This is a genomic window from Desulfoscipio gibsoniae DSM 7213 (assembly GCF_000233715.2).
Lineage (GTDB): Bacteria > Bacillota > Desulfotomaculia > Desulfotomaculales > Desulfallaceae > Sporotomaculum > Sporotomaculum gibsoniae.
Map to the genome: position 1 here is coordinate 3,603,490 of NC_021184.1, position 23,331 is coordinate 3,626,820.

At 44.9% G+C, this 23,331-nt stretch carries 24 protein-coding genes and 1 other annotated feature; of the genes, 6 read left to right on the forward strand and 18 right to left on the reverse strand.

Translation table 11 applies throughout. The features are described 5' to 3' along the window. Positions 1–536: 536 nt before the first annotated feature. From DESGI_RS17070 to DESGI_RS17135, 14 genes are all read right to left on the reverse strand, one after another. Complete coding sequence (locus tag DESGI_RS17070; RefSeq protein ID WP_006520308.1) at positions 537–1,991, reverse strand: IS200/IS605 family accessory protein TnpB-related protein; 1,455 nt, start codon at positions 1,989–1,991, stop codon at positions 537–539. Then, entirely contained in the window at positions 1,948–2,625 is a 678-nt protein-coding gene (locus DESGI_RS17075; protein ID WP_006520309.1) for an IS607 family transposase, read from the reverse strand. Before DESGI_RS17075 ends, DESGI_RS17070 begins: the two co-directional genes overlap by 44 nt. Positions 2,626–2,707: 82 nt before the next feature. Further along, positions 2,708–2,989, reverse strand: a complete 282-nt coding sequence (locus DESGI_RS17080) for a DUF1848 family protein (RefSeq protein WP_006520310.1) — start codon at positions 2,987–2,989, stop codon at positions 2,708–2,710. Then, positions 2,986–3,270, reverse strand: a complete 285-nt coding sequence (locus DESGI_RS17085; protein WP_006520311.1) for an Ada metal-binding domain-containing protein — start codon at positions 3,268–3,270, stop codon at positions 2,986–2,988. The genes DESGI_RS17080 and DESGI_RS17085 overlap by 4 nt, the downstream gene beginning before the upstream one ends. A gap of 22 nt (positions 3,271–3,292) precedes the next feature. Then, entirely contained in the window at positions 3,293–3,910 is a 618-nt protein-coding gene (locus DESGI_RS17090; RefSeq protein ID WP_006520312.1) for a DNA-3-methyladenine glycosylase family protein, read from the reverse strand. Continuing rightward, complete coding sequence (locus DESGI_RS17095; RefSeq protein WP_006520313.1) at positions 3,897–4,367, reverse strand: methylated-DNA--[protein]-cysteine S-methyltransferase; 471 nt, start codon at positions 4,365–4,367, stop codon at positions 3,897–3,899. The genes DESGI_RS17090 and DESGI_RS17095 overlap by 14 nt, the downstream gene beginning before the upstream one ends. A 452-nt stretch (positions 4,368–4,819) precedes the next feature. Beyond that, positions 4,820–5,266 (reverse strand): hypothetical protein, encoded by a 447-nt coding sequence (locus DESGI_RS17100; protein WP_207638337.1) that lies wholly within the window; start codon positions 5,264–5,266, stop codon positions 4,820–4,822. A 26-nt stretch (positions 5,267–5,292) separates the two neighbouring features. Next, positions 5,293–6,573: a phenylacetate--CoA ligase family protein gene (locus tag DESGI_RS17105; RefSeq protein WP_006520315.1), complete on the reverse strand. Its 1,281-nt coding sequence runs from the start codon at positions 6,571–6,573 to the stop codon at positions 5,293–5,295. A gap of 2 nt (positions 6,574–6,575) precedes the next feature. Continuing rightward, a complete protein-coding gene (locus DESGI_RS17110; RefSeq protein WP_006520316.1) occupies positions 6,576–7,166 on the reverse strand; it encodes an indolepyruvate oxidoreductase subunit beta in 591 nt (196 codons plus the stop codon). Then, positions 7,163–8,962: an indolepyruvate ferredoxin oxidoreductase subunit alpha gene (iorA, locus tag DESGI_RS17115; protein ID WP_006520317.1), complete on the reverse strand. Its 1,800-nt coding sequence runs from the start codon at positions 8,960–8,962 to the stop codon at positions 7,163–7,165. The genes DESGI_RS17110 and iorA overlap by 4 nt, the downstream gene beginning before the upstream one ends. Positions 8,963–8,977: 15 nt before the next feature. Beyond that, complete coding sequence (locus DESGI_RS17120; protein WP_006520318.1) at positions 8,978–9,772, reverse strand: energy-coupling factor transporter transmembrane component T family protein; 795 nt, start codon at positions 9,770–9,772, stop codon at positions 8,978–8,980. Further along, a complete protein-coding gene (locus DESGI_RS17125) occupies positions 9,772–10,611 on the reverse strand; it encodes an energy-coupling factor ABC transporter ATP-binding protein (RefSeq protein ID WP_006520319.1) in 840 nt (279 codons plus the stop codon). Before DESGI_RS17125 ends, DESGI_RS17120 begins: the two co-directional genes overlap by 1 nt. Positions 10,612–10,614: 3 nt before the next feature. Next, positions 10,615–11,469: an energy-coupling factor ABC transporter ATP-binding protein gene (locus DESGI_RS17130; protein WP_006520320.1), complete on the reverse strand. Its 855-nt coding sequence runs from the start codon at positions 11,467–11,469 to the stop codon at positions 10,615–10,617. Between the two features lie 20 nt (positions 11,470–11,489). Beyond that, on the reverse strand, positions 11,490–12,038 hold the full coding sequence (locus tag DESGI_RS17135; RefSeq protein WP_006520321.1) for a tryptophan transporter: 549 nt from the start codon (positions 12,036–12,038) through the stop codon (positions 11,490–11,492). Between the two features lie 694 nt (positions 12,039–12,732). Between DESGI_RS17135 and DESGI_RS17140 the strand changes: the two genes are divergently transcribed. The 6 genes from DESGI_RS17140 (at position 12,733) to DESGI_RS23295 (ending at position 17,962) form a co-directional block, all read left to right on the forward strand. Then, positions 12,733–13,095: a phasin family protein gene (locus tag DESGI_RS17140; protein ID WP_006520322.1), complete on the forward strand. Its 363-nt coding sequence runs from the start codon at positions 12,733–12,735 to the stop codon at positions 13,093–13,095. 166 nt (positions 13,096–13,261) lie between these two features. Further along, positions 13,262–13,867, forward strand: coding sequence for a hypothetical protein (locus tag DESGI_RS17145; protein WP_006520323.1), 606 nt, complete (start codon positions 13,262–13,264; stop codon positions 13,865–13,867). Positions 13,868–13,896: 29 nt separating this feature from the next. Continuing rightward, entirely contained in the window at positions 13,897–14,319 is a 423-nt protein-coding gene (locus DESGI_RS17150) for a MaoC family dehydratase (RefSeq protein WP_006520324.1), read from the forward strand. 99 nt (positions 14,320–14,418) lie between these two features. Further along, complete coding sequence (locus DESGI_RS17155) at positions 14,419–15,516, forward strand: PHA/PHB synthase family protein (protein WP_006520325.1); 1,098 nt, start codon at positions 14,419–14,421, stop codon at positions 15,514–15,516. Then, on the forward strand, positions 15,503–16,714 hold the full coding sequence (locus tag DESGI_RS17160; protein ID WP_006520326.1) for an esterase/lipase family protein: 1,212 nt from the start codon (positions 15,503–15,505) through the stop codon (positions 16,712–16,714). The genes DESGI_RS17155 and DESGI_RS17160 overlap by 14 nt, the downstream gene beginning before the upstream one ends. 222 nt (positions 16,715–16,936) lie before the next feature. After that, positions 16,937–17,962: a polysaccharide deacetylase family protein gene (locus DESGI_RS23295; RefSeq protein ID WP_006520327.1), complete on the forward strand. Its 1,026-nt coding sequence runs from the start codon at positions 16,937–16,939 to the stop codon at positions 17,960–17,962. A 107-nt stretch (positions 17,963–18,069) separates the two neighbouring features. Here DESGI_RS23295 and ileS read toward each other — a convergent pair whose 3' ends face one another. The 4 genes from ileS to DESGI_RS17185 form a co-directional block, all read right to left on the reverse strand. Then, complete coding sequence (ileS, locus tag DESGI_RS17170) at positions 18,070–20,871, reverse strand: isoleucine--tRNA ligase (protein ID WP_006520328.1); 2,802 nt, start codon at positions 20,869–20,871, stop codon at positions 18,070–18,072. Positions 20,872–20,918: 47 nt separating this feature from the next. Next, positions 20,919–21,178, reverse strand: a binding site (T-box leader). A 50-nt stretch (positions 21,179–21,228) separates the two neighbouring features. Then, the gene (locus DESGI_RS17175) at positions 21,229–21,516 is read right to left on the reverse strand and encodes a DUF167 domain-containing protein (RefSeq protein WP_006520329.1); all 288 of its coding nucleotides are present in this window, start codon (positions 21,514–21,516) and stop codon (positions 21,229–21,231) included. Positions 21,517–21,703: 187 nt separating this feature from the next. Further along, entirely contained in the window at positions 21,704–22,387 is a 684-nt protein-coding gene (locus DESGI_RS17180) for a DivIVA domain-containing protein (RefSeq protein ID WP_006520330.1), read from the reverse strand. 118 nt (positions 22,388–22,505) lie between these two features. Then, positions 22,506–23,327, reverse strand: a complete 822-nt coding sequence (locus DESGI_RS17185; RefSeq protein WP_006520331.1) for a YlmH family RNA-binding protein — start codon at positions 23,325–23,327, stop codon at positions 22,506–22,508. Between the last annotated feature and the right edge of the window lie 4 nt (positions 23,328–23,331).

A 23,331-nucleotide genomic window follows, 5' to 3' on the forward strand; every position in this document is an offset into this window, starting at 1 on the left:
CTAAAGTAATTACGTTCTCGACAAATACAAGATTTATCCACCGACCATAAACAGGAGTGCATGGTTAATCATCATCATCCCATTTCTGTTCTATCAATAGGTTGACAAAACTAGTTCCAGTTCAAAATATTAAACCCTCTCAAATTACTAATATCAATTTCAAACTCGGCATGGTCTCCTGCCACATGGGCTACCGGCATACTAATTCCAAGTGCATCTTTCGTTACATATGCATAAATACCATTTAAACCTGGTTTCTGAAACCTATACATACCTGATTTATATAAAATAATCCAGATTTATTAAGGTTTCTCTTCCGCCGACTAATAGCCACAAGGGCCACAGGCGGAAGGCAGTGTCACAGGATTCAACTGCTAGGCCATAGACTCTCGCCCATGTTCCGGGTGGGTTACCCCGCCGCTTCCTAAAGAGTGCGTACTGCCCGGAGAAGGTGTTACCTCCGCCTGGGTGCTCACTTGTGGCAACGGCCTTTCGCAACGTGTACCGTGCCACCCTCAAAATTTATAGCAAAGGTGTTAACCTATACCTAACACGTTTTTACGGTGAACCTGCCAAGAAGCCAGGCTTTTCACCTTCCTTTTTGTTAGTTTTTTAATTCTGGCTAGTACAGCTTTTTTAACTGCCGACCACTTCTTCCAACCTGTCATTTGCTTAAATGCAGGTTTCTTCTTAACCAGTTTGTCCAGTAATAGCTTAGGTACTTTATCATCGTTAAAGCCTAAAGACCGTCTTGCTATCACATAACCCGCCGATTCATGACTGGATATACCGTACATGTGCTGGTACTTTAGGATACCTGTAACTGATGTGAAGGCCGGTTTTACCTTTATTACTGGCACCCCTTCCCGGGCGGCGCACCTATCAATGTGTTCCAGAAACTTAGACCAGACAAACCCGTGGGCCATGCGGTTAAACTTGGCGGTTACGGATTTGTCGTTTTTAAATTGTAAATCTTCCACTGCCAGGGCGTAGCCTGTTTCTTTGGCCAGGGTGACTACTTGTTTGGCTTTTTCTCCGATAAGGTTGGTTCTTCGGGTACTACTGGCGTATGTCCACTCACCTTCACCCAACCACCGGCTGCCCCGATATTGTCCCAGGTAGTCTACTATGGCTATTCCCAGTCCGTCCGGGTTGGTGTCTATGCCTATGGCACCGTAGGGCTTAAGTGGTACCGGGGTTTCTTCTTCAATGCTAACGTGGATGTAATATTTACCGCCCTGGCGGAGGATTTCTACCTGGTAGGCATCGCCTGTTTTCAGGTAGTCCAGTATCATTTGCCGGTAGTTAATTCCGTTTATCTTGCCGGTTTTTTTAGAGGGCTTCCGGGCCAGGTAGATAGGTACGGTGATGCGGTTATATCTTATTGATTTTCCTGTCTGAACCGGATCTGCGGCTATGTCAAGGTAGATTTGGTTATCTATTTGGCATAGGCGGGTATTTAGGTTGCCGCCTTTGGTTTTATCGCCCCGAGATAAATAGCGACTGGTTCTTGCTTCCCGCCATGTTTCCTTGGTGATATTGCCTTTGCAGCGTTCTTGAAAGAGTTTGTTACCTCCAAAAACCACCGGTGGAAAGGTGTTGGTTTCATGGTAATAATGCCATTTGGCTAGCTTACGCTGTTCTTTGTCCAGCCGCTTTTGTAACTTTGTGATCTTTTCGGGCGATTTGGCTTTAGTTATACGCTTTTCGGTAAACTCGACCTTTGCTTTGGTGTTCTCGTAGTGTAGTTTGACAAGTTCATGCTGGCTTTTGATGGTGCTTTGGGCGTCGTATACTGCGTCGTTGGCTTGTCGGGAGTTGAGGTTAAATCTCCCCTGGACGGCAATTCTTATGGCCTGAGTTTTCCAGCCTTCCAATAGTCTTTTAAATGACCAGCGCACGGCGGCACAGTAGCGTTCCATGAGGTTATCAATGTAATCTTTTTGTTCAGGGGTTAGTTCCAGGATTATGCCCATTGCTGTCGTTTTCACCGGTAGTCACCTCCTGCCTAATTGTTTCCATTAGCTTTTTTGCTACTCTTCCGCCACGTTTGCCATATATTCTGGCAGAAAAGCTGGTGACTATGGCTATCATGTCGTTAACTAGTTCCTCCCGGGGTGATTTTTCTTCGTTTGTTTCTATAACTTCTATAGCTACTTTGTGTGACAAGAAGTATTGTTCCAGATATTTATAGCCAAACCTGGCCAGGCGATCTTTGTATTCAATGATAATGATGTCTATATTGCCTTTATGCGCTTCTTTAAGTAGCTTTGTTAATTCCCGGCGGTTTTCGTTAAGCCCGGATGCTATTTCCGTGTAGATTGAGGTCACTTGGTAACCCTTTTCTACGGCATAAGTTGTAAGCCGCTCTTTTTGGCGTTGCAGATTACCGGCATCGGCTTGTTTAGCTGTGGATACTCTGGCATAGATGATGCATTTTTTACTTGTGCTGTTTATACCTTGGTCTTCTCCAAGTAGTTTTTTAATCTGAGATTCCTTGTATCTTCTGTGACCGCCGGGTGTACGTAATGGTTTTAATTTCCCTTCTTTTTCCCATCGTCGTAGCGTTTCAGGCCAAACGTTTAATAATTTTGCTACTTGATGGGAAGTTAATAGTTTTTCCATTGACACCATCTCCTGTTATTATTATAGTAGAATGTATGTTTGGCGTCAATGATTTTATTATCTTATATATAGTTATATCTAGTTATTTTGTAGCTGTTTTAACATCCTTGCCGTAGGCGGTGATGGTGTAGTAGAAATAGGTGTGGAACCGCTCGGTGATCTCATGGATACGACCAAGAACGGGCGCATAATTTTTCGAACCAAAGATAATGCAGTCGATTTTGTCCGGCGTCAGCTCGTAGCGCCGGACCGAGTTTGGAAACAGGGAGTTCCGCGAGAGGGCATAACCTTCCTCAAACCGCCTGAAAAGCCAGCCTGAGTAGTGATTGACGATGTCGGTTCGTCCGCTGATGTTAAGAATCATGTATTTGCAGCTCCTTTCTTATGTTCTTTTTTCCAGACGGCATATTTTTTGAGTATGCACACCGCACAGGGGCGGTATCCGGCAGCAATTGCTGTTTCCTCATCCGCAAAAAACACGCGGTATTTCACATACTGCCCTTTTGCAATTGCGTGCAGGGCGGCCGGGCAATCCATCCGGCCGTAAATTTTGTTTTTTCGGTGCCCGCCAAACTTACCCTTCTGTTTACTGAAATAGGGCTTGCCGTCCGCACCGGTCAGGGTGTACTGCTTTTGCAGCTCCATTTTCTCATACTCCCATCAGGCCCTATAAAAAGGAAAGCTTCCATAAATAAATGGAAGCTACCGAGCCATAGGGCGAATATCGCTTTTTATATGATTCGAATTGCTTCTTTGTCAGCTTTGGAATGCCGTAGAGCTTTTCCATTCCACGACGAATTGCAATGTCTTCCCAACTGACTATATCGGGACGCTCCATACAGTTGATGAGTAGCATCTCTGCAGTCCAGCGCCCGATTCCGCGGATGGCTGTCAAGTGGCGGATGATCTCACTGTCGGGAAGCTCCCGTAGATTATTCAGACAAAGGTTTCCCTGCACGATCTCTTTTGACAGATCGCAGATACAGACAGCTTTTTTCATGGTCATGCCACATTGCCGGACGTCGTCTGGGGTAAAACCGGACAGATTTTCCGGGGTGATTTCACCAATGCTTTCCTGTATTCGTTCCCATACAGTTTTTGCGGAGTGGACGGAGACCAGTTGTCCAATGATGGCATATACCAGCGCTGCAAACAGGTCGGGAATCACCTCACGTTCCACTCGTCCAAGCCGTGCCATCGCTTCGCCAAGTATCGGATCTGCCACGGCGAGGTATTCCGTTTCTTTCCTGCCGTAATCAAAAAACTTGGTTTTAACGGCTGACATGACTTTTTTCCAATTTCAACAGTTCTTTCTTTATATCCAGACCGGCCGCATACCCCACTAATTTACCATCCGAGCCGAGTACACGGTGGCAGGGAGTCAGAATAAGGATCGGGTTTTTGTTGTTGGCCATACCCACCGCGCGGGAAGCATCCGGCTGACCGATTATTTCCGCAACCTGTTTATAGCTGCGGGTTTCTCCATACGGAATACTGCGCAAAGCTTCCCAAACTGTTTTCTGGAACTCCGTTCCTTCGGCAGCAAGCGGCAAGTCAAACATTTTGCGGGTTCCCGCCAGATATCCTAAAAGCTGCTTTTCGGCTTCTTTCAATAAGGGCGTTGCCTGACCACCAACACTGTCCTGTGCATCCTTTGCAAAGAAAAGCTCCGTAATAGCTCCGTCTTGCTCTGATATTCCAACCGGACCCAAGAGGGTCTGGAAAATGACTGTGTTTTGCATAAGGTTAACCTCCTCTGTTCTTATATGTTCAGTTTACTCTATTTTTTTCGGCATATCTTCCGATTTTGCACCATGTAATTTTTATGGAAACCACATCTGCTTCAAAAGACGAATTCCCTCTCGTTTCTGCCACTCATGTTTCGCAAAAAAGAAAACATAGCCTCTTGTGGTTCTTCCTGACAGCAGCTTTGTTAAATTGTGTTGAATATAAAAGTAAAGGCATCAAAATTTTAGATCCGATGCCTTTAGCTATCATCTATGAAATTAATGTATTTTGGATGTCATCTTCAAAAAACCCTAATGTCATCTATAAAACGCCCCAAAAAACAGGGCCAAAAAATGCACTTTTCGAGCCCAATTTTTGCCCTTTTTTTGCTCCAAAACCACTACATATAGTGGTTGACCTGCCTTATTTGCCCCTCAAACCACTATTCGTCATCAGAACTATACTCTCAACATGTGTCGGCCGAGGTAAAGGAAGGCAAATCTACCACATCATTTTGCCGTCTCTTTTTTTTAATCTGCTTATGCATTTTGCTTTGCACAGCATTAAAATATCCGGTCTTATATACGAAAGTCAGCTTATATGGATTATTATTCCCATCCTCATCTACTTCTCCGATAATAACCTTTTCCACAATACTTTCAAACACACATCGGTCGAAAGCCGTTAAAACTTCATTCTTCTCAAGCACCTTGCGGAAGTGTTCTATCCGCTTTGCCAGGTCAATTTCTTCTTGAGAGGATTGCTGCAACCGCTCTTTTTCGCTAAGAAGATCACCTAATATTAATTCGAATTCTCCGTACTTTTTCTCGTAAGCTGCTTTGTCTATTGTTTCTTCCAAACGCATATCAATCAACCTATTGCGCTTCTGCTCAATAGAATGTAGCCTTTTCAAAGACTTCTTCACTTACAATAGGCTCACTATTCCCTTAAATCAAAGACACGTTTACTTTTCTTTTCAGATCTTGGCAAGCTGCCATAGTCTACAACCTCTACATCACATTTGATACCAATGCGGGATTTTATATTTTTAGAGCATTCTTCCTGTATCTTTAACGGTTCACAGCCCTCTTGTTTTTCCACCTTTATTAAAATACGATCCCTACCATTTACACGGGTAAGAATAATCTGATATTCACTTGCTGCTCCCTCTGTAATCTTTAAAACATGATCAATTTGGCCAGGGTAGATGTTCACCCCTTTTATTTTGATCATATCATCAGTTCTACCAAGTACCCGGTCAATCATGGGAAAGGGAGATCCGCAGGAGCAATACTTTAGACGAAGTCTGGTAATATCATGGGTGCGATACCGTAATAAAGGCATCCCTTCCTTGGTTAATGTAGTAATCACCAGTTCCCCTTGTTGGCCGGGGGGAAGTTGTTCACCGGTTGCAGGGTCAATAATTTCAAACAACAAATGATCTGACCAATAGTGTAAACCGTCATGGTTTTTACAATCAATAGCAATTCCTGGACCGTAAATCTCCGTTAATCCATAGATATCATAGGTTTCAATTCCTAAAATATCTTCTATATATTTACGCATTTTATCTCCCCAGCGTTCACTACCAATAATTCCTTTACGCAGGGCCAGCTTATTTTTGATACCATGTTTATTAATTTCTTCCGCCAGAAGTAACCCATAGGAAGATGTCGAAGCAAATACGGTGGTTTGTAAATCCTCCATCATCTCAAGTTGCTTTTCAGTATTGCCCGGTCCTGTAGGAATGGCCATTGCCCCTAATTTTTCCACTCCAGCTTGGAACCCAATTCCCGCAGTCCACAGCCCATACCCCGGAGTTACTTGTACTCGATCCCTATTTGAAACACCTGCATAGGAAAAGCAACGAGCCATCATTTCTGCCCAGGTATTAACATCCTCCACAGTATAGGGTACAATAATTGGTTTACCTGTTGTGCCGGAGGATGAATGAATCCGTACCACTTGCTCTTCGGGAACTGCCTGAAGTCCAAGGGGATAACCCATTCTTAATTCCGCCTTGGTAGTAAAGGGTACCTTATTCAAATCTTGAATGGTTTGAATTTGCTCCGGCTTTATACCTGCTTCATCCAACTTATGGCGATAAAAAGGCGAGCATTTGTAGATCCGCTGCACCATTTTGCGTAACTGCTTTGCCTGAGCCTCAAAAAGCTGGTCATAGTTAAAGTAAATTTCCTCCAGGTTCAGTACGGTAGACATCCTTAGGCACCCCCTACAGCTTGCTGACCTAACTCAAAGGCCTTGAGATTTATTTCATGTAGTTTTTGGGGAATCATGTTCAACATAACTTCTTTAAGGTGATCCCCACCGTATGGCAGTAATTTTAGTGCTTCTAAAGCCCCCAGCATAACAATATTTGTTGCTTTAACAGTACCAGCCTGACTGGCTAAAGCAGTAGCATCGAATAAGTATAAAGATTGGGTGTTCTTTTTTAAATAATCGACCAGTCCTACCGGATCATACTGTGAAATTCCCAAAGAAACAGAGACCGGGTAGATCGTATAAGAATTAGCGATAACCACTCCATCATTTTTTATTTTATCAAGTCCACGAATGGTTTCCGCCAGCTCAAAGCCCAGGAGCACATCGGCTCCGCCATTTGGTATGAGGGAACCATAGTTACCCGCCCCCATCCGAACATGACTCATGACCACTCCTTCTCTTTGCGCCATGCCAATAGCCTCGGATGTTTGAACCGGTAGTTCATATTCCATTGCCGCCCTGGCCAATATTCGGGAAGCCAGCACATTGCCCTGACCACCGACTCCAGCTATAACGATATCACATCTCATCGAACTACACCCCGCTCTACAATAGCTTCTGCCGGACATATCTGGCCGCAAAGATTGCAGCCATTGCAGGTTTCCTCAATAACCGGCGTCTCTCCTCTACGGGAAATGGCCGGGCACCCCAGCTCTTCCACACAAAAGCCACAACCAATGCATTTCTCTTCATCGATAACCATTGATTTCCGGTTACCTTTTATTAGAGCAATGCATTCCCTTTTCATGACAACTACTGAGACCCCTTCAAATTTCAAAGCTTCCCGGGCAACTTCCACGGCAGCCACATAATCATAGGGATCTACTTCCTTAATATACCGAACCCCACAAGCCTTTGCCAGTTCTACAATATTTAACGCTATTGTAGAATCCCCTGTGGCAGTTCGATTAAGTCCGGGGTGACTTTGGTGGCCTGTCATCGCAGTAGTCCGGTTATCCAGTACCACCACTGTTATATTGGAATTGTTATGTACAGCATTGATTAGGCCTGTAATACCCGAATGAAAGAATGTAGAATCCCCTATAAAAGCAATGACTTCACGCTGTTTTTCCGCCCGTTGTAAACCTGCACCCAAAGAGATGCCGGCTCCCATACAAAGGCAAGTATCCACCGCATCTAACGGCGCCATGTTACCCAGCGTGTAACACCCGATATCCCCTGTAAAGATAGCTTCTTTATCTGCAGCTTGTTTAAAGGCATAAAAGGATGCTCTATGGGGACAGCCGGCACATAACACAGGTGGCCGAATGGGTAGCTGTAAGGAACCGGCTTCTTTGGTCTGAGCAGTACTTATTTCCAGAACCTGTGACAAAATGGCCACTACCTTATTAACATTCAGTTCCCCTTCTCTCGGCACCAAACGGTCGTGTTTCCCCCTTACATGAGGAAACTTGTTTTGCTGCAAGATAAGTTTAATAATTTGATCTTCCAGTACAGGTTCTTGCTCCTCAATAACCAGAACCTGATCCAGTGGTTCTATAAACTCTAATACTTTATTGGTAGGCATTGGGTGAGGTGTACCAATTTTACACACTGGTAATTCGAGGCCCAATGCTTCAAGGGCTTCTCTGACGTATCGGTAGGAAACTCCACCAGTTATAATCCCCAGACTGCCAGACCCCGGAATAATCGTATTAAAGGAGCTGTCCTCAAAAATCTTCCTCATTACCTCTTGCTGCTGGTTTAGCCATATATGTTGTTTGGCAGCCAGGTTTGGGACAATAACCCATTTGGGATTTTTTTCAAAGCCAATGGGTATTATGGATCGAGAAATCTCTTCTGTCACTTCTACTTCCTGACAACCATGACAGGTTCGAGTAGTTGGTCGTAAAATAACCGGTAAACCAAGTTGTTCGGAAAGCTCAAAGGCTGCTTTGACCATTTCTTTTGCCTCCCGTGGATCGGAGGGATCCAATACGGGAAGCTTGGCAAACCGGGCAAAAAAACGGGTATCTTGCTCATTTTGGGAACTATGGGGACCAGGGTCATCGGCCACTACCAATACCAGCCCCCCCTTAACTCCAATATAGGCCAATGTCATCAGGGGATCTGATGCTACATTCAGTCCCACCTGTTTCATCGTAACCATTGCTCTGGCCCCGGAGTAAGCTGCTCCCGCAGCTACTTCCAGTGCTACTTTCTCGTTAACTGACCATTCTGCATAAATGCCCTTCTCTTTGGCCATTTGAGCAAGCGTCATTAAAACCTCGGATGAAGGGGTACCGGGATACCCGGTAACCACCTGAACTCCTGCTTCCATTGCTCCGTAGGCAATGGCTTCGTTTCCCATTAACAATTTCTTCATATAAAAAGACCTCCATTAATAATGAACAATCCCATATCCTTGCAAGCGGAAAGTAATAGCAAGTATCACAGTAGCAATGACCATAACCATAACAAGAGTATCCAGTTTGGTTAGAACCGGCTCTTGATAGTACGTGCGCTTGCCACAGCCAAAGCCCCTTGTTTCCATGGCAATTGCCAATCTCTCCGCCTTTTTAAGCGAAACTAAAACCAGGGGCAAAGCAACCGCCTGATATGCCTTTAGCTTCTGCCACGGATTCCCACTATCAACAGGACAACCCCGCACTTGCTGAGCATATCGCACTTGAACTGCTTCGTCAAGAAAGGTAGGCACAAAACGCAGGGCTGTCATGAACATAAACACATAATCATAAGGCAAGCGAAGCTTCTCTGTAAGAACCAATAGGATGTCCTTAAACTGGGTGGTCGACAAGAAGATCAGAAAACTCAATACCACGGTAATCATTCTTAAACCCATGGCTAGTCCTAACAGTAAAGCCTCCTTGGTGACCGGGAGATGCTGATCAGGTAAAAGATAAAATAAAACCATATTTCCCTGAAGGAAAAAAATTTGTAAGAGGACTAGTATACTTGCAAAAATTAATAAGCCTTTTAATACAAAGGCTAGATTTAATAATACCCTTGCCATAAGACCAGTCAAAATAACCAATACTAAAAGAGCTAATAAATAAAACACATTATTAAATGATAAGGCAAGAATCATGACCCCCAGTGCCCAAAACAACTTACTTAATGGATTTAATCTGTGAATAAAAGAATTACAGTCAATATACTCTGTAACTCGTGCCATCACGCCCCGCCCTCCATCATTGCTTGTAAGTTGGAGTACATTTCTTCTACTGTTAATACAGTTGTTGCACCAGGTCTGTTTAATGTTTCATTTAATCGATTCGATAGTAAAGTTATTTGAGGCGGTTTGAGAAATGACTTGGCCAACTGTTCCGGTTTAGCCAATGCATCTTGTGTGGAATTATCCAGAATAATTTCCCCCTGACAAAGAACAACCACCCTTTTAGCATACCTTGCTACTAAAGACATATCGTGGGTGATAAAAATTACCGTATGTCCTCGTTTATTTAAATCTGCAACTAAATTCATAATCTGTATTTTCTCCCACTGGTCTTGCCCTGTGGTCGGTTCATCTAAAACAATGACTTCCGGTTTCATAGCTAATACACAGGCCAATGCCAATCTCTGCCGCTGGCCCCTGCTTAAACTTAACGGATATTGGCCTGCCAGCAATTCCAGCCCAACTTCCTTGAGGGCAGTGGTTACCCGTTGCTTCATTTCATCCTCTGGCAAACCAAGATTCCTTAACCCAAAGGCAACCTCTTGATTTACTGTTTGATGAAAAATTTGGTGATCCGGGTTCTGGAAAACGAAACCAACCTGTTTCGCCATTTTTGAAACCGGAGTGGCTGCTACGTCATTTCCACAAACAATCACCTGATCGGGCGGGGGTTTAAGAATTCCAATGATATGTTTAGCCAAGGTCGTTTTACCTGCACCGTTTTGCCCCACCAGCGCAACGATTTCTCCGGGGTAAATATTTAAGTCAATATCCCGCAAGGCTCTTTGGCCACCTTCATATCGGTATGAAAGTCCCTTGATTTCAAGAATAGGTTTCATAATTTACCTCCGCTGATTTAGGAGGGTCTGGCAATATTGAACCCCCTCCTCCAAAGTTATGGGCATATCTATATCCAAATTATCAAATTGATGCGCTAATTCCGTTACCTGTGGTATGGCGACCCCAAGTTGGAGAATGTTTTTATCCTTAAAGACTTCGCCGGGAGAACCATCCAAAAGTATACTGCCTTGATTTAGCACCACCAATCTATGACAGCAAGAGGCCAGTAAATCCGTTTTTTGCTCTGTTACCAGAACAGTAATTCCCTGTTCTATATTTAGTCGCCTCAAAACCTTGAATACTTCCTCACTACCTAGAGGATCCAGTTCCGAGGTTGGTTCATCCAAAATTAGAATCTCTGGTTGTATAACCAGAGCTGCTGCAATGGCAAGCCGTTGTTTTTCGCCTCCGGAAAGAGAATGGGTGGATCTACCCCGCAGGTGAGCGATACCTACACTGGATAAGGCAGTCACCATCCGCTGCTCCATTTCCGATGGATCAATTCCGAAGTTTTCCATACCAAAAGCCAATTCCTGCTCTACATCCAGACAAATAACCTGGGCTTCCGGATCATCCAATACTGTCCCCACCACTCTACTAATTTGGGGTAAGGACATGTCTCGAACAGGTCTACCTTTAATGTAAACACTTCCACCTACTGCACCCCCTTCAAAATAGGGGATAATTCCATTTATCGATTTTAACAAGGTGGTTTTACCAGCTCCTGCAGGACCGGTAAAACCAACAAAAGAACCTTTTTTGATTTTCAACTCTACGTTGTTTAATGCGCTATGCTGGGAATTTGGGTAACAGTACGTAAATTGTTCAAACTGAATGATGGTCTCTGCTGCTGTCATTGTACTTCCTCCCGTGCTTATTATCGAAAGAGGTACTTTCTTATTGGTGCATATAAGGCCTGGGCCATGACCATATTTATCAGAGCCACGGGAATGACTACACCGATAAAGGCAGCTTTCATAGCAGCCGGCGGTAGGTGAAGGGCCAGTTGAAAGTTTAATATGATATATAAACCGCCACTTACAAGGGTGCCCAAAAACGTTGCTAAACAGGGCTTAAATGAATATTTTTTAATCGAGAATTCCGGTAAGTAGTAGGTTAGCAGGGCACACATAAGTGCTCCTGCCGGTTCACTAAACAAGTTAAGATAAGGAATCGGGGATTTAGAAAAAATCATACTGATTGCTCCCGCAACAATACCGATACCCAAAGCAGCCCCCAGCTTGGGACGAAGCAGCAAAATGGAAATGCAATACATGGCTATAATAAAATTAGGGGTAATACCTAAAATAGCAGGGGAAAACATACGTAAAACTGCACCAATGGCAATTAAAAAGGCAACTACGGCAATTTCTTTTGACCGGGTCATTCCCGTAGAGGTAACTTGCTCAACGACTGGATTATTCATTCTCATCTCTCCTCATCTCAAAAATAAAAAACCAGACTTCTAAAGCCTGGTTTAAGACACGGTTAACTCAGCTCAGCCGTACTCTTCCTGGGCTCATCTCTTCTCAACTCACCTCCGCTATAAAATTGTCAACTCTCAGCTAAGACTGTTTTCACAGCCAACTCTTTAGCTATCGAAATTATTCTACCACAACTTGCAACCACTGTCATCAACTAATTATGGCTTGTCGGACTTTTAAAAGAAAATAAACATTTCCCGGCAGTTCCTATACTCTTGCCGATTTATACGGTATTTATTTTAAAGTTGTTTAATTTTAAATCTTTATTTTATACTTTCATATGTTTATTAATTCACAATCTAGTAACTTAATATTATAAAATAATTCACACTTATTCTTAGAGAGAAAAAATTCATCATTAAAATAATTAATTTGCATAGTTTAGTTAATGGGCCTTGTTAGCCAAATCTTAATTATAAACATAATTTCATTACTATTATGATTTATTAAATTTTAAAAAGGCAACAAATAATACAATAAATTAATATACAAATTTTAACTTTTATGTGCTATAATGGTTTTTGTCTTTAATAAGTGCAGGTTAAATGGATAAGATACCATTTTTTATTAATAGCATAATTTTTAAATTATCTATTTAAACAAAAATCACTTAAGAAATCAAGGAGGAGCGAGATTTTGCCAATAAATAAAAACATTGCAACAATGATGGAAATGTCTTCGTATACTTATGATAAGCTATGGGATTTAATTTTTGCTACATTAAGTAACTTTTCCTGGACTCAGGAGCAAGCAGAAAAAATGGCACAGACTTATATTGAACAAAGAAAAATTAACCGTGATGAAGCAACTAAGATAATGAAAGAAATTTTAACCCAGACAAGAAACAATCAACAAAAAATCAAGGAAATTGTAGAAGAGGGGATTAATTCAGTATTTTCGGATAGCTTATTTGTGGAATACTTCAAACCTAATCATATTTCAAAAAAATTAGATGAATTAGAAAAAAAGATCGAAGGTATTAAGGAATTTAAGCAATAGCTTAATATTCACAAAATTACTTACACGCTTATATTCTGATCATTTAACCAATTATTCAGATATCTTACCATTTAACCTGTCAATTTAGCAACAAGAATCACCTCGTCCGGCCTTAATATCACTCCGGCAGAGGTTTTATACAAATGCAATATAGGGAGTGAAAAATGTGGGCAATACCAACGGGAAAATAAATCAGCACACGTATAATGGGCAAAGCGAGTTTCCAAACCCGCTAGAAATATGGAAGCAAATGTATTACCTCACTGAAAAGAGCTGGAGTAAAACGGTAAACTCAATAATATCCACTGATAGTGCCTCTAAAAGTTTGGTGCAGTTTATGAATCTTTATCTTGATTATGAAAAAATTTTTCGTAAAGGAATGGACCAATATTTTGAGGCAGCTCCAGTCCCCTCCAAAAAAGATATAGCCCGGGTGGCCAAATTAGTTATCGGAGTGGAAGATAAAGTTGATGATTTGGAATCAAATATAGAAAAAAATATGACTAGATTAGTAAGTAACCTTGCTTTATTGGTCGATAACTTAGAACTAAAACAAGATCGTAATACGGTTAAAGAACTAGAGCTGGAACAAATCAGAGAAGCTATAGAATCTATAAACCAAAAGTTAAGTGGACTAACTGAAAAAATGGATGGATTATCGGTAGTTCAAAATGATTCTACCAATCGTACCCAGGGTAAGCCGGGAAAAAAACTAAAGGGCGGGGCTACATTGGCTGAAGAAAAAGTAAATGATTTTTCTCAAGAACAATAATCCAAACAAGACTGAGCGGAGGAAGATAAATGCAGGGTAAAACCATAAACGAAATTCAAATCGGTGATAAAGCCTATTTTTCTAAAACCATCTCCGAAAGTGATATATATATGTATGCCGGCATAACCGGGGATTTCAGCGAAATCCATGTTAATCAACAGGAAGCGGAAAAAACTATATTTAAGGGACGAATTGCACATGGTATGTTAACGGCTGGGTATATTTCCACTGTTATTGGTACAAAACTTCCCGGGTCGGGTACCATTTACCTCCAGCAACAGATAAATTTCTTAAAACCGGTTAAGATTCAGGATACCATAAGAGCAGAAATTAAAGTTTTAGAAATTTTCCCAGAAAAAAATAGGGTTAAATTAAAAACTTGTTGTTTTAATCAGCGTAATGAATTGGTATTGGACGGTGAAGCTCTGGTCATGCCGCCTAAAACTTCCTGAAATAAAAACATACTCAGGTTTATTGTTAGTGGAAAGCGGACACACCTCTTCGAGGAATGTCCCCCCATATAGACGTTATACGAGGAGGTAGTTACGAAAATGTCATCATATTTTAGCAATCCCTCAGAACAAATGGCAAAACAATTTCAACAAGGCTGGGAAAAGGCTACGGAAACCACCCAAAAATGGTTTGAAATTATAAAGTCCACTCCCAGCCCTCAAGTAGGTCTTACTCCCAAAGATATTATATGGAGAAAAAATAAGGCTCAACTTTATCACTACCAAACAACAACTCCTAAAATACACAGGATTCCGATATTAATAATCTATGCCCTGATTAATAAACCATATATCCTGGATATTGCGCCTGAAACCAGCCTGGTAAAATACTTAGTAGATAACGGCTTTGATGTTTTCATGATTGATTGGGGCACTCCGGATTTGGAAGATCAGGATCTGTCATTTAATGAGCTAGTTCTAGACTATATTCCCAAAGCCGTAGCCAAAATTGTACAGACATCGTGCAGCAACGAAATTACCATATTGGGTTACTGCATGGGCGGTACCATAGCCAGTATGTATACTGCCCTACACCCCCAGCCTCGAATAAAAAACATGTTGTTTATTGCTACTCCCATAGATTTCGAAGAAGCCGGGCTTTCCAGTGTCTATATCAAACAAGAGGAATATAATGTCGACAAAATAGTTGACACTTTTGGAATTGTACCAAAAAGTTTTATTAATACCAGTGTATTTATGCTAAATCCTGTAAACAATTATTGGGGCACCTATTCCCGGCTTTGGAAAATGCTTCACGATGATCTATCCCCTCATTCCTGGATGCTCCTTAACAAATGGATCAACGATCCGCTTCCGTTCGCCGGTGAAGCCTACAGGCAATGGTTGGGTTTATATAAAACTAATAAGCTGGTTAAAAAGGAATTTGAGTTACGTGGACGAATAGTGGATCTTGCGAACATAAATAGTTCTATTTTAATCCTGGGGGGAACGTCAGACCATATAGTACTGCCTGAACAGGCGAGAGCCCTTTTAGATCATGTTTCCAGTCAGGATAAAACATACCTTGAGTTTCCTGTGGGACACGGGGGGCTGGTTTTTGGCAGTCAGGCGGTGAAGAAAGTATATCCGGCCATAAAAGAATGGTTAGAAAAGAGGTCCGGTGGTGACATCGCATAATGTCTTTGAATTGTTTTTAAGACAATTATTAAAAGAATCCGATCAGTTCCAAAACCCGGGATCGGAATTTTTCCGGTTTCCTACCAACCCGTTCTTTAGAAATCCTTTCTTGAAATCTTCCGACTACTGGAAAGTTATTACCTGCTTTAGCATTACCAAGCCTGGGATCATGGATGAACCATTTTGCGATTATAATGAACACCTGGATCCGGACATAGTGCAAGCTTTCGGGGGGCCTCGCCCCCCGGCAAATTTATTTTTGCTGCATCAAGCCAAGGAGAATAATTTAAAAAGCCGGTGCACTCCAGTTTTATTGGTGCACGGTGCCGGACACAATGCCAATATCTGGGCGGACCCTTTCCTGAGCGGCGGCCCCGGCCTTATGCATTTTCTGGTTGCTAACAACTACCCTGTATTTGCCATCACCTTTTCCCATCCTCACGGTGACAACTATATTCAAGCAGAGCAACTGGCAGAGGCCATACAACAAATAAAAAATATAACATGTCAACCTCAAGTAGATATAGTGGCACATAGTAAAGGGGGAATTCCCGCCCGCATGTACTTGTCCAATGTAAAAAAACAATGGGGTACGCCTTATCGTGGCGATGTAAGACGCCTCATCATGCTGGGTGTTCCCAACCTGGGTTTGGATTACTCTTTCCGTAAGCCATTAGTAAATTATCTTATTTATACCACCAAGGCCAACGGAGCCATTTCCTGGGACAGGATGCTTTATTTGGGGCAGGTTATAGATACCAATTGTTATTCAATTTATAAAAAGGGAACTTTCCCGGGACAATGTCAGTTACTTTATCGCTGGGACACAAAATATCCCCTGGAAATTTTACAACCGGACTGGTGGACTACTTATTATGGAGGGGAAGGAGTATTAAGTCACTCATTTGGTATAGATGAGGCTATTGCCCAAGGAGGATTCTTAATAGAGCAGTTAGAAGACACGGGCATTGATAAAAGCGTAGAAATAGCCGTCCTGGCCGGAAATAAGAGTAACATTACGCTATTCGACGTTATATCCGGCCCATCCGATGGGATTATTTTTGTTGATAGTGCTCTCAATACAGCTGCTTTAACCCAAAGAGGGGCACGATTACTGGATAAAGTAGAAATGCCAATCAATCACCTGGAGCTTATCACCCTGCCTATGGTTTGGAACTGGATCCAATCCCAAATGTAGGAGTAGGAATGTTTTTTTATTTCAACAGGCGAATGAGTTACAGTCCAACATCCAATGCCTAAGTAACTATAAGATATTACGAGCTTTCCCCCCCCGGCGGTTATTACCGCCGGGGGTTTTTTATTGTTTAAATTACCAAATGATTTTATGCAACAAATTATATAAAAATTCGTCTAATATTTATATAGAGTGGACAAATTTTCCGGGGAAGGAAGTAAGATCATGCCATCCTTATCTTTACGCATTACGGCCGGGGTAATATTGTTACTTGGTATTTGTTTTTGTTTTTTTTGTTTTTACCCCATTCATGCCAATGCTCCATCCAGCTTGGCCGACGATGAAACCGGTTCGAAAGTAAGCCAGCGGTCCGATACGCCGCATGAAGCCACCGCTGCAATTGACCAGGTGAAAAATGAACCCAACAAACCACAACCACAACCCATTGACAAAAACGACGCATCAATACAGTTACCCACCACCGGGCAGAGTGCGGCTGCTACCGAAGATGAGCCCCAACAGGTCGACCAAACAAGTCCGGAAGAAGTAACCGGTTCCAATGAAGGATTAACCCCATCACCGCCTGCATCAGCAGAACCAATCCCAGACTCAACCAACCAGTTGATTAAGCGAGTGGAGGGTATCCATAACATGGTGGGCATTACCTTTGATGACGGACCTGTTCCCCAAATGACTGAGCAATATCTGGCTGTGTTGGACAAGCTTAATGTCCGGGCTACTTTTTTCATGATCGGTCAACGTATTAAATACTATCCTGAACTGGCCCGACAGGTAGTGGAACAAGGCAGTGAAATCGGCAGCCATTCCTGGCAACACGACCGGCTCGATCAAACAACAGCAGATACTATCGCTAAAGATCTGCTCAGTGTTGCCAACCAGGTACAGGCCGATGTTGGCCGGTCATTGAGCCTGTTTCGCCCCCCATACGGCAGACGCAGCGATACTCTGCTGACGGTCGCAGAGCAACTGAGCTTTAAGGTAATCATATGGGATGTCGACCCCCGGGACTGGGAGGACCCTCCTCCGGAAAAAATTGTAGCTAGTATACTGGAGCAGGTCAAACCAGGCTCCATCATTGTAATGCACGAAGGTCACCCGAACACGCTTAAGGCCCTGCCCGATATAATCCAAAAACTCCGGGAGCGCGGCCTCGAGCCGGTGCCTGTCTCTGAAATGCTAAACCACAACCAGGCGCAACTAGACAGTAATTCAACCATCGGTGGCAATTAAAACAATATAAATATAAACCGGGCGATTAAGGAATAACTTTTGGGTTTATCCCTTACGCCCGGCTTATTGTGTGCTCATTTATTACTTTATTTTATGCTCTGCTTTAATTAACACCCAGCACCACCTGTTTGTTCCAGCACTGTGGCGCAGCGGGGGCAGGTTTCAGGATGCGTGGTATTTTGACCCACATCCTCGTGATACATCCAACAGCGAGAGCATTTGACACCGGCAGCCCGAGATACACCTACGGCCAGGCCGGGTATTTCATCAACCTCCATTGCAGCGGCAGTTTTTTCGGCCAATGCATGCATAGTAACTCCGGATACGATGAACAGCACGGCCAGATCCTGGTAGTACGGCTTAATAAGGTCGGTCATTTGGTCATCAGCGTACAGGTGTACCCTGGCTTCCAGGGAGTTACCGATGACCTTTTCCTGGCGGGCTTTTTCCAGCGCCCGGGTAACCAGGCCGCGTATTTTCATCAGCCGGCCCCATTTTTCTTCCAGGGCCGCATCTACATAACGGTCATCCGGCTCGGGCATGTCGGTAAGCTGAACACTTGCCGGCGCATCCACTGTTTTGGGCACATAACGCCACATTTCTTCAGTGGTGAAGGCCAGTATTGGTGCCAGCAAGCGCACCAGCGCGTGCAGCGCCTGGTACATCACGGTTTGGGCCGAGCGGCGCAGCTCTGCATCAGCCTTTTCACAGTACAGCCGGTCTTTGATAATATCCAGGTACTGGTTACTCATATCCACCGTGCAAAAATGGTGGATGGCGTGGTAGACCACGTGGAATTCATAATTGCGATACGCCTCCAGCACCCGCTCAATCAGCCGGTGCAGTTTCAGCATGGCGTAGCGGTCCAGCTCCGGCATTTTTTCGTAGGGCACGCTGTCTTGTTCGGGCGTAAAGTCGTAGAGATTACCCAGCATAAACCGGCAGGTATTCCTTATTTTACGGTAAGCCTCAGTTAATTGTTTGAGAATGTTTTGAGACACCGCCAAATCACCCCGGTAGTCCGCCGAGGAAACCCACAGGCGCAGTATATCGGCACCCATTTGTTTAATTACTTTTAACGGATCCACCACATTGCCCAGTGATTTGCTCATTTTACGCCCGTTTTCATCCACCAGGAAGCCGTGGGTGAGTACCGCCCGGTAAGGAGCCTGGCCCGTTACTGCCACCGATGTGCTCAGGGAGGAGTTAAACCAGCCACGATGCTGGTCACTACCCTCCAGGTATAAATCCGCCGGCCAGGTGAGGTCGGGCCAAACGTCCGGTTCGTCCAGCACTGCCAGGTGGCTGGAACCACTGTCAAACCACACATCCATAATATCGGTTTCTTTGGTAAACTCCTTAGACCCGCAGGCCGGGCAGGTTAGTCCCGCCGGTACCAGCTCCGCCGCATCCCGGGCAAACCAAACATCCGAGCCGTGTTCCCGGATCAGCTTTTGTAAATTGCTGATGGTTTCGTCATTAATAATTTCCTTATTACAGGACTTGCAATAAAATATTGGAATGGGCACTCCCCAGGTACGCTGTCGGGAAATACACCAGTCGCCACGGTTGGCTACCATGTTATGAATCCTGTCTCTACCCCAACCGGGTATCCAGCGAACTTTATCTATTTCATCCAGGGCAGCCTGGCGGAAGCCGTCAATGGAGGCAAACCACTGCTCGGTAGCCCGGAAAAATACCGGTTTTTTACAGCGCCAGCAGTGCGGGTACTGGTGACTGATCTTGTCGGACTTGATTAATGCTCCTGTTTCCCTCAGAGTGTCCAGTATACCATCGTTGGCTTCGTGGTACAGTTGGCCAGCAAATTGACCGGCCTCATCAGTAAACCGGCCTCGACCGTCCACGGGTGAAAGGATGGGCAGATTATATTTTAAACCTACCAGATAGTCTTCATGGCCATGCCCCGGCGCAGTGTGCACGCAACCCGTGCCCGCTTCCAGGGTAACATGGTCGCCCAGTATAAGTACTGAGTTGCGGTCAACGAAGGGATGACTACATACAATGCCTTCCAGCTCACTACCCTTGTACTGGCTGATAATACTACCCTCGGGCAGACCGGTTTCATGCAAAAATGCTTCCTTAAGCTCTTTAGCCATGAGCATATTTTGACCGTCCAACTCCATAAGAATGTAATCGAATTCCGGGTGTAGGGTGATAGCCAGGTTGGCAATCAGTGTCCAGGGGGTGGTGGTCCAGATAACCACGTAGGTATTCTCCTCCGGTAAAATTCCCTTGCCGTCTCGCACCGGAAACTTAACATAAATAGAGGGAGACTTCTTATCGGCGTATTCCACCTCAGCCTCGGCCAGTGCAGTTTCACAGGTGGCGCACCAGTACACCGGCTTTAAGCCTTTGTAAATGTAGCCCCGCTTGGCCATTTCCCCAAACACACCAATTTGCCGGGCCTCAAAGTGCGGCATCAAGGTCACATATGGGTGCTCCCAGTCCCCCCGCACGCCCAGGCGTTTAAATTCCTCCCGCTGGATATCTACAAATTTCAAGGCGTATTCCTTGCATTTCCGCCGAAACTCCACAGTGTCCACAGCATGGCGGTTCAGACCCAGGTTTTTAATAGCCTGCTGCTCAATGGGCAGACCGTGGGTATCCCAGCCCGGCACATAGGGAGCATCATAGCCCACCATAGAATGAAACTTAACCACAATGTCCTTGAGTACTTTGTTAAGCGTATGCCCCAGGTGAATGTGACCGTTAGCATAGGGGGGGCCGTCATGCAGTATAAACTTAGGCTTCCCGCTGTTGTGCCGCTGTACCTGGCGGTAAATATCGTTTTGCTCCCAGAACTGCATAATTTCCGGCTCCCGCTGGGGTAAATTACCCCGCATGGGAAAATCAGTCTTAGGTAAATTAAGTGTTTTTCCGTAATCCATAATGACACCTCAATTGTGATGATTTGACAAATAAAAAAACCGCCCCTCCAAGGGACGGATGTTTTCCGTGGTACCACCCTGATTGGACCGGTGCTAATGCTTAGCCTAACCATTGCTTTGGTTTAAGAGACCGGTCCCACTTGCATAGCCGTTAACGGTGGCTGCCGGACGGGCTTAATCTCCCTGTAGGATTTCAGCCGTCGCCTCACGGGTGATTTTCAAGCGGTTTGCACTGCGCCCGGCTCTCACCTTAACCCGGGCTCTCTGGGCAGCCGTACCGTTTACTCGTCCCGATCACCGGCACTTTTATATCGTCGAATAATAACTACATTATTATATATAATAACACCCGCCGAGTCAATAATTGAGCTTTTCCAGCACCTGCCCGGCGGTCAGTCCTTCAACCCGCACCGTTTTATTGCGCCCGGTATGCCCCTGGCTAATGGCCACACGCCCCTTGGCCACTCCCAGCAGTTCGGCGACAAACGCACAGCAGGCCTTGTTAGCCGCGCCATCCACCGGCGGAGCGGTGAGCCGCACTTTCAGGGCACCCTCCATAACACCGGACACCTGGTTTTTAGCGGCCCGGGGCTGCACCCGTATTTTTATGGATACGCCACCGGCATCCTCTTTAATGTCCAGCATGGTTCCACCGCCTCCTCTAGTTCTAGGCTGCTGATCCTCGACCATAATTAAGTACCCGCACGCCTGCCCTGTATTAAACAGTTATACCCTTATTTAATAATCATTATAAATAAAACGGTTGCACCATTGTGAAATATTAATAACTTTGTGCGATATATATGCTATGTACATCTACCTAACTGATACACTAATCAGCCCCGTCTTTTTCCTCCACCCCGGCCTCGCCGCCAGCGGCATCGGGCTGGGACTGCAGCATTATACCCGGCCTCTCAGCGACGGCACCGGCACCGGCATCGTTATTGGCTGAACTCGCGGCCGCTTCCAACCAACCAGGCTCCCAACCATTCATAGATTCCCTGGCATCTTCTTCCTGACCGTCCAGCAAGCTTATCTGGGCATCCAGAAAAGATCGGAATTTAACCCGGAACATTTGAATCTGCTTGTTTAAAAAACGGTATTCCTCCATGACGTTCTTAACCCTGTCTTCGGCTTCCTCAATGCGATACCGCGCCCGCTCCCGTGCTTCCTGAATAGCCCGGGCCGCCTTTTCCTCGGCATCACCAATAATTTTCTCTGCCCGCAAACGGGCATTTTCCAGCTGCAACTCGGCCTCCTGCCGGGCGTTGCGCTGCAAGTCATCGGCATTTTTCTGTGCCATAATCACGGCATCTTTAATAATTTTCTCCATTTCCAGATAACGCGCTATGGTTGCTTCACTGGTCTCCAGTTTTTCTTTCAAGGACTGGTTTTCCATATACAGGGTCTCATAACTTTGTACCAACTGGTCAAGGAACTTGTCCACTTCTTCCTCATTATAACCTCGAAAGGAGCGTTTGAACTCTTTTTTCTGAATATCCAGAGGAGTGAGCATTTGCGGCACCTCCGATCGGATTTACTAAAACTATTCATCCCTCACGGCCAAAGAGTGATGCATTTAGTTTAACATTCTAGAAGCCTGATCAAAAATGTGTTGGTAGTTCGGCACCACATCATCGGTTAGAACCATAGCGGTGCAGCAGTAGGTTGGTACGACCTTTTTTAGTCTGCCCGCCGGTTTGTTCCACAGCCACACGGCCCCGACCCCGTGCGGAAATCATATCACCGGGGCGCACCGGCGCGGAAGGATCAAGACAAAGGCGCCAGTTAAGGTATATCTTACCGGCCGCAATCTCACCGGCCATTTTGGTCCTGGACAGGCCGAAACCGTGGGCCGCCACCGCATCCAGACGCAATGACTGCACCGTAACCTTGATTTCGCGGTAATCCCGAGCCGGCGGCTTAACTTCCGCCCGGTTTATTTCATGTACGGTAACCCTAACCCGGCCCACCCCGGTTAGCCCCATTTTGATAAAATCGACCACTTCTGCAGCAACGACGAGCTGGGCACCATCTTCACCCACCAGAATATCCCCCAGTTTTTCCCTGCGCAAGCCCAGACCCAGCAGCGCCCCCAGGTAGTCCCGGTGAGTAACAGTGTTAAAGCGAAAGCTGCCCTTCACCGCCAGAAAGGATAGCCCGGTATCCACATCCCCGGCAAACATGTAATCAGGGAAAATTAAAACCCGCGACCTTTCCGCCGCGGGATAACCACCGTCCACCACCACCGCCAGGTCAGGGAGGTATCCCATAGCCCGGGCAATCATTGCGCAGCGATAGGGATCGTAAAAGTCGGTTACCTGGGGCCGGTGACTTTTGCCGGCCACTTCAGCCAGGTCCATGGCCCGAGCCAGTATCTCCCTGTCCTCAGGATTAGTTACCATGCTCTGCAATTTATCCAGGTGTATGATATTCACCCCCGTTAACCGCGTCATTGCA

Coding starts and splice junctions, on each gene's coding strand:
- DESGI_RS17075 (WP_006520309.1), bottom strand. CDS start 2,625: ATGGAAAAACTATTAACTTCCCATCAAGTAGCAAAATTATTAAACGTT.
- DESGI_RS17080 (WP_006520310.1), bottom strand. CDS start 2,989: ATGATTCTTAACATCAGCGGACGAACCGACATCGTCAATCACTACTCA.
- DESGI_RS17085 (WP_006520311.1), bottom strand. CDS start 3,270: ATGGAGCTGCAAAAGCAGTACACCCTGACCGGTGCGGACGGCAAGCCC.
- DESGI_RS17090 (WP_006520312.1), bottom strand. CDS start 3,910: ATGTCAGCCGTTAAAACCAAGTTTTTTGATTACGGCAGGAAAGAAACG.
- DESGI_RS17095 (WP_006520313.1), bottom strand. CDS start 4,367: ATGCAAAACACAGTCATTTTCCAGACCCTCTTGGGTCCGGTTGGAATA.
- DESGI_RS17105 (WP_006520315.1), bottom strand. CDS start 6,573: ATGTCTACCGTACTGAACCTGGAGGAAATTTACTTTAACTATGACCAG.
- DESGI_RS17110 (WP_006520316.1), bottom strand. CDS start 7,166: ATGAGATGTGATATCGTTATAGCTGGAGTCGGTGGTCAGGGCAATGTG.
- iorA (WP_006520317.1), bottom strand. CDS start 8,962: ATGAAGAAATTGTTAATGGGAAACGAAGCCATTGCCTACGGAGCAATG.
- DESGI_RS17120 (WP_006520318.1), bottom strand. CDS start 9,772: ATGGCACGAGTTACAGAGTATATTGACTGTAATTCTTTTATTCACAGA.
- DESGI_RS17125 (WP_006520319.1), bottom strand. CDS start 10,611: ATGAAACCTATTCTTGAAATCAAGGGACTTTCATACCGATATGAAGGT.
- DESGI_RS17130 (WP_006520320.1), bottom strand. CDS start 11,469: ATGACAGCAGCAGAGACCATCATTCAGTTTGAACAATTTACGTACTGT.
- DESGI_RS17135 (WP_006520321.1), bottom strand. CDS start 12,038: ATGAATAATCCAGTCGTTGAGCAAGTTACCTCTACGGGAATGACCCGG.
- DESGI_RS17150 (WP_006520324.1), top strand. CDS start 13,897: ATGCAGGGTAAAACCATAAACGAAATTCAAATCGGTGATAAAGCCTAT.
- DESGI_RS17155 (WP_006520325.1), top strand. CDS start 14,419: ATGTCATCATATTTTAGCAATCCCTCAGAACAAATGGCAAAACAATTT.
- DESGI_RS23295 (WP_006520327.1), top strand. CDS start 16,937: ATGCCATCCTTATCTTTACGCATTACGGCCGGGGTAATATTGTTACTT.
- ileS (WP_006520328.1), bottom strand. CDS start 20,871: ATGGATTACGGAAAAACACTTAATTTACCTAAGACTGATTTTCCCATG.
- DESGI_RS17175 (WP_006520329.1), bottom strand. CDS start 21,516: ATGCTGGACATTAAAGAGGATGCCGGTGGCGTATCCATAAAAATACGG.
- DESGI_RS17180 (WP_006520330.1), bottom strand. CDS start 22,387: ATGCTCACTCCTCTGGATATTCAGAAAAAAGAGTTCAAACGCTCCTTT.
- DESGI_RS17185 (WP_006520331.1), bottom strand. CDS start 23,327: ATGACGCGGTTAACGGGGGTGAATATCATACACCTGGATAAATTGCAG.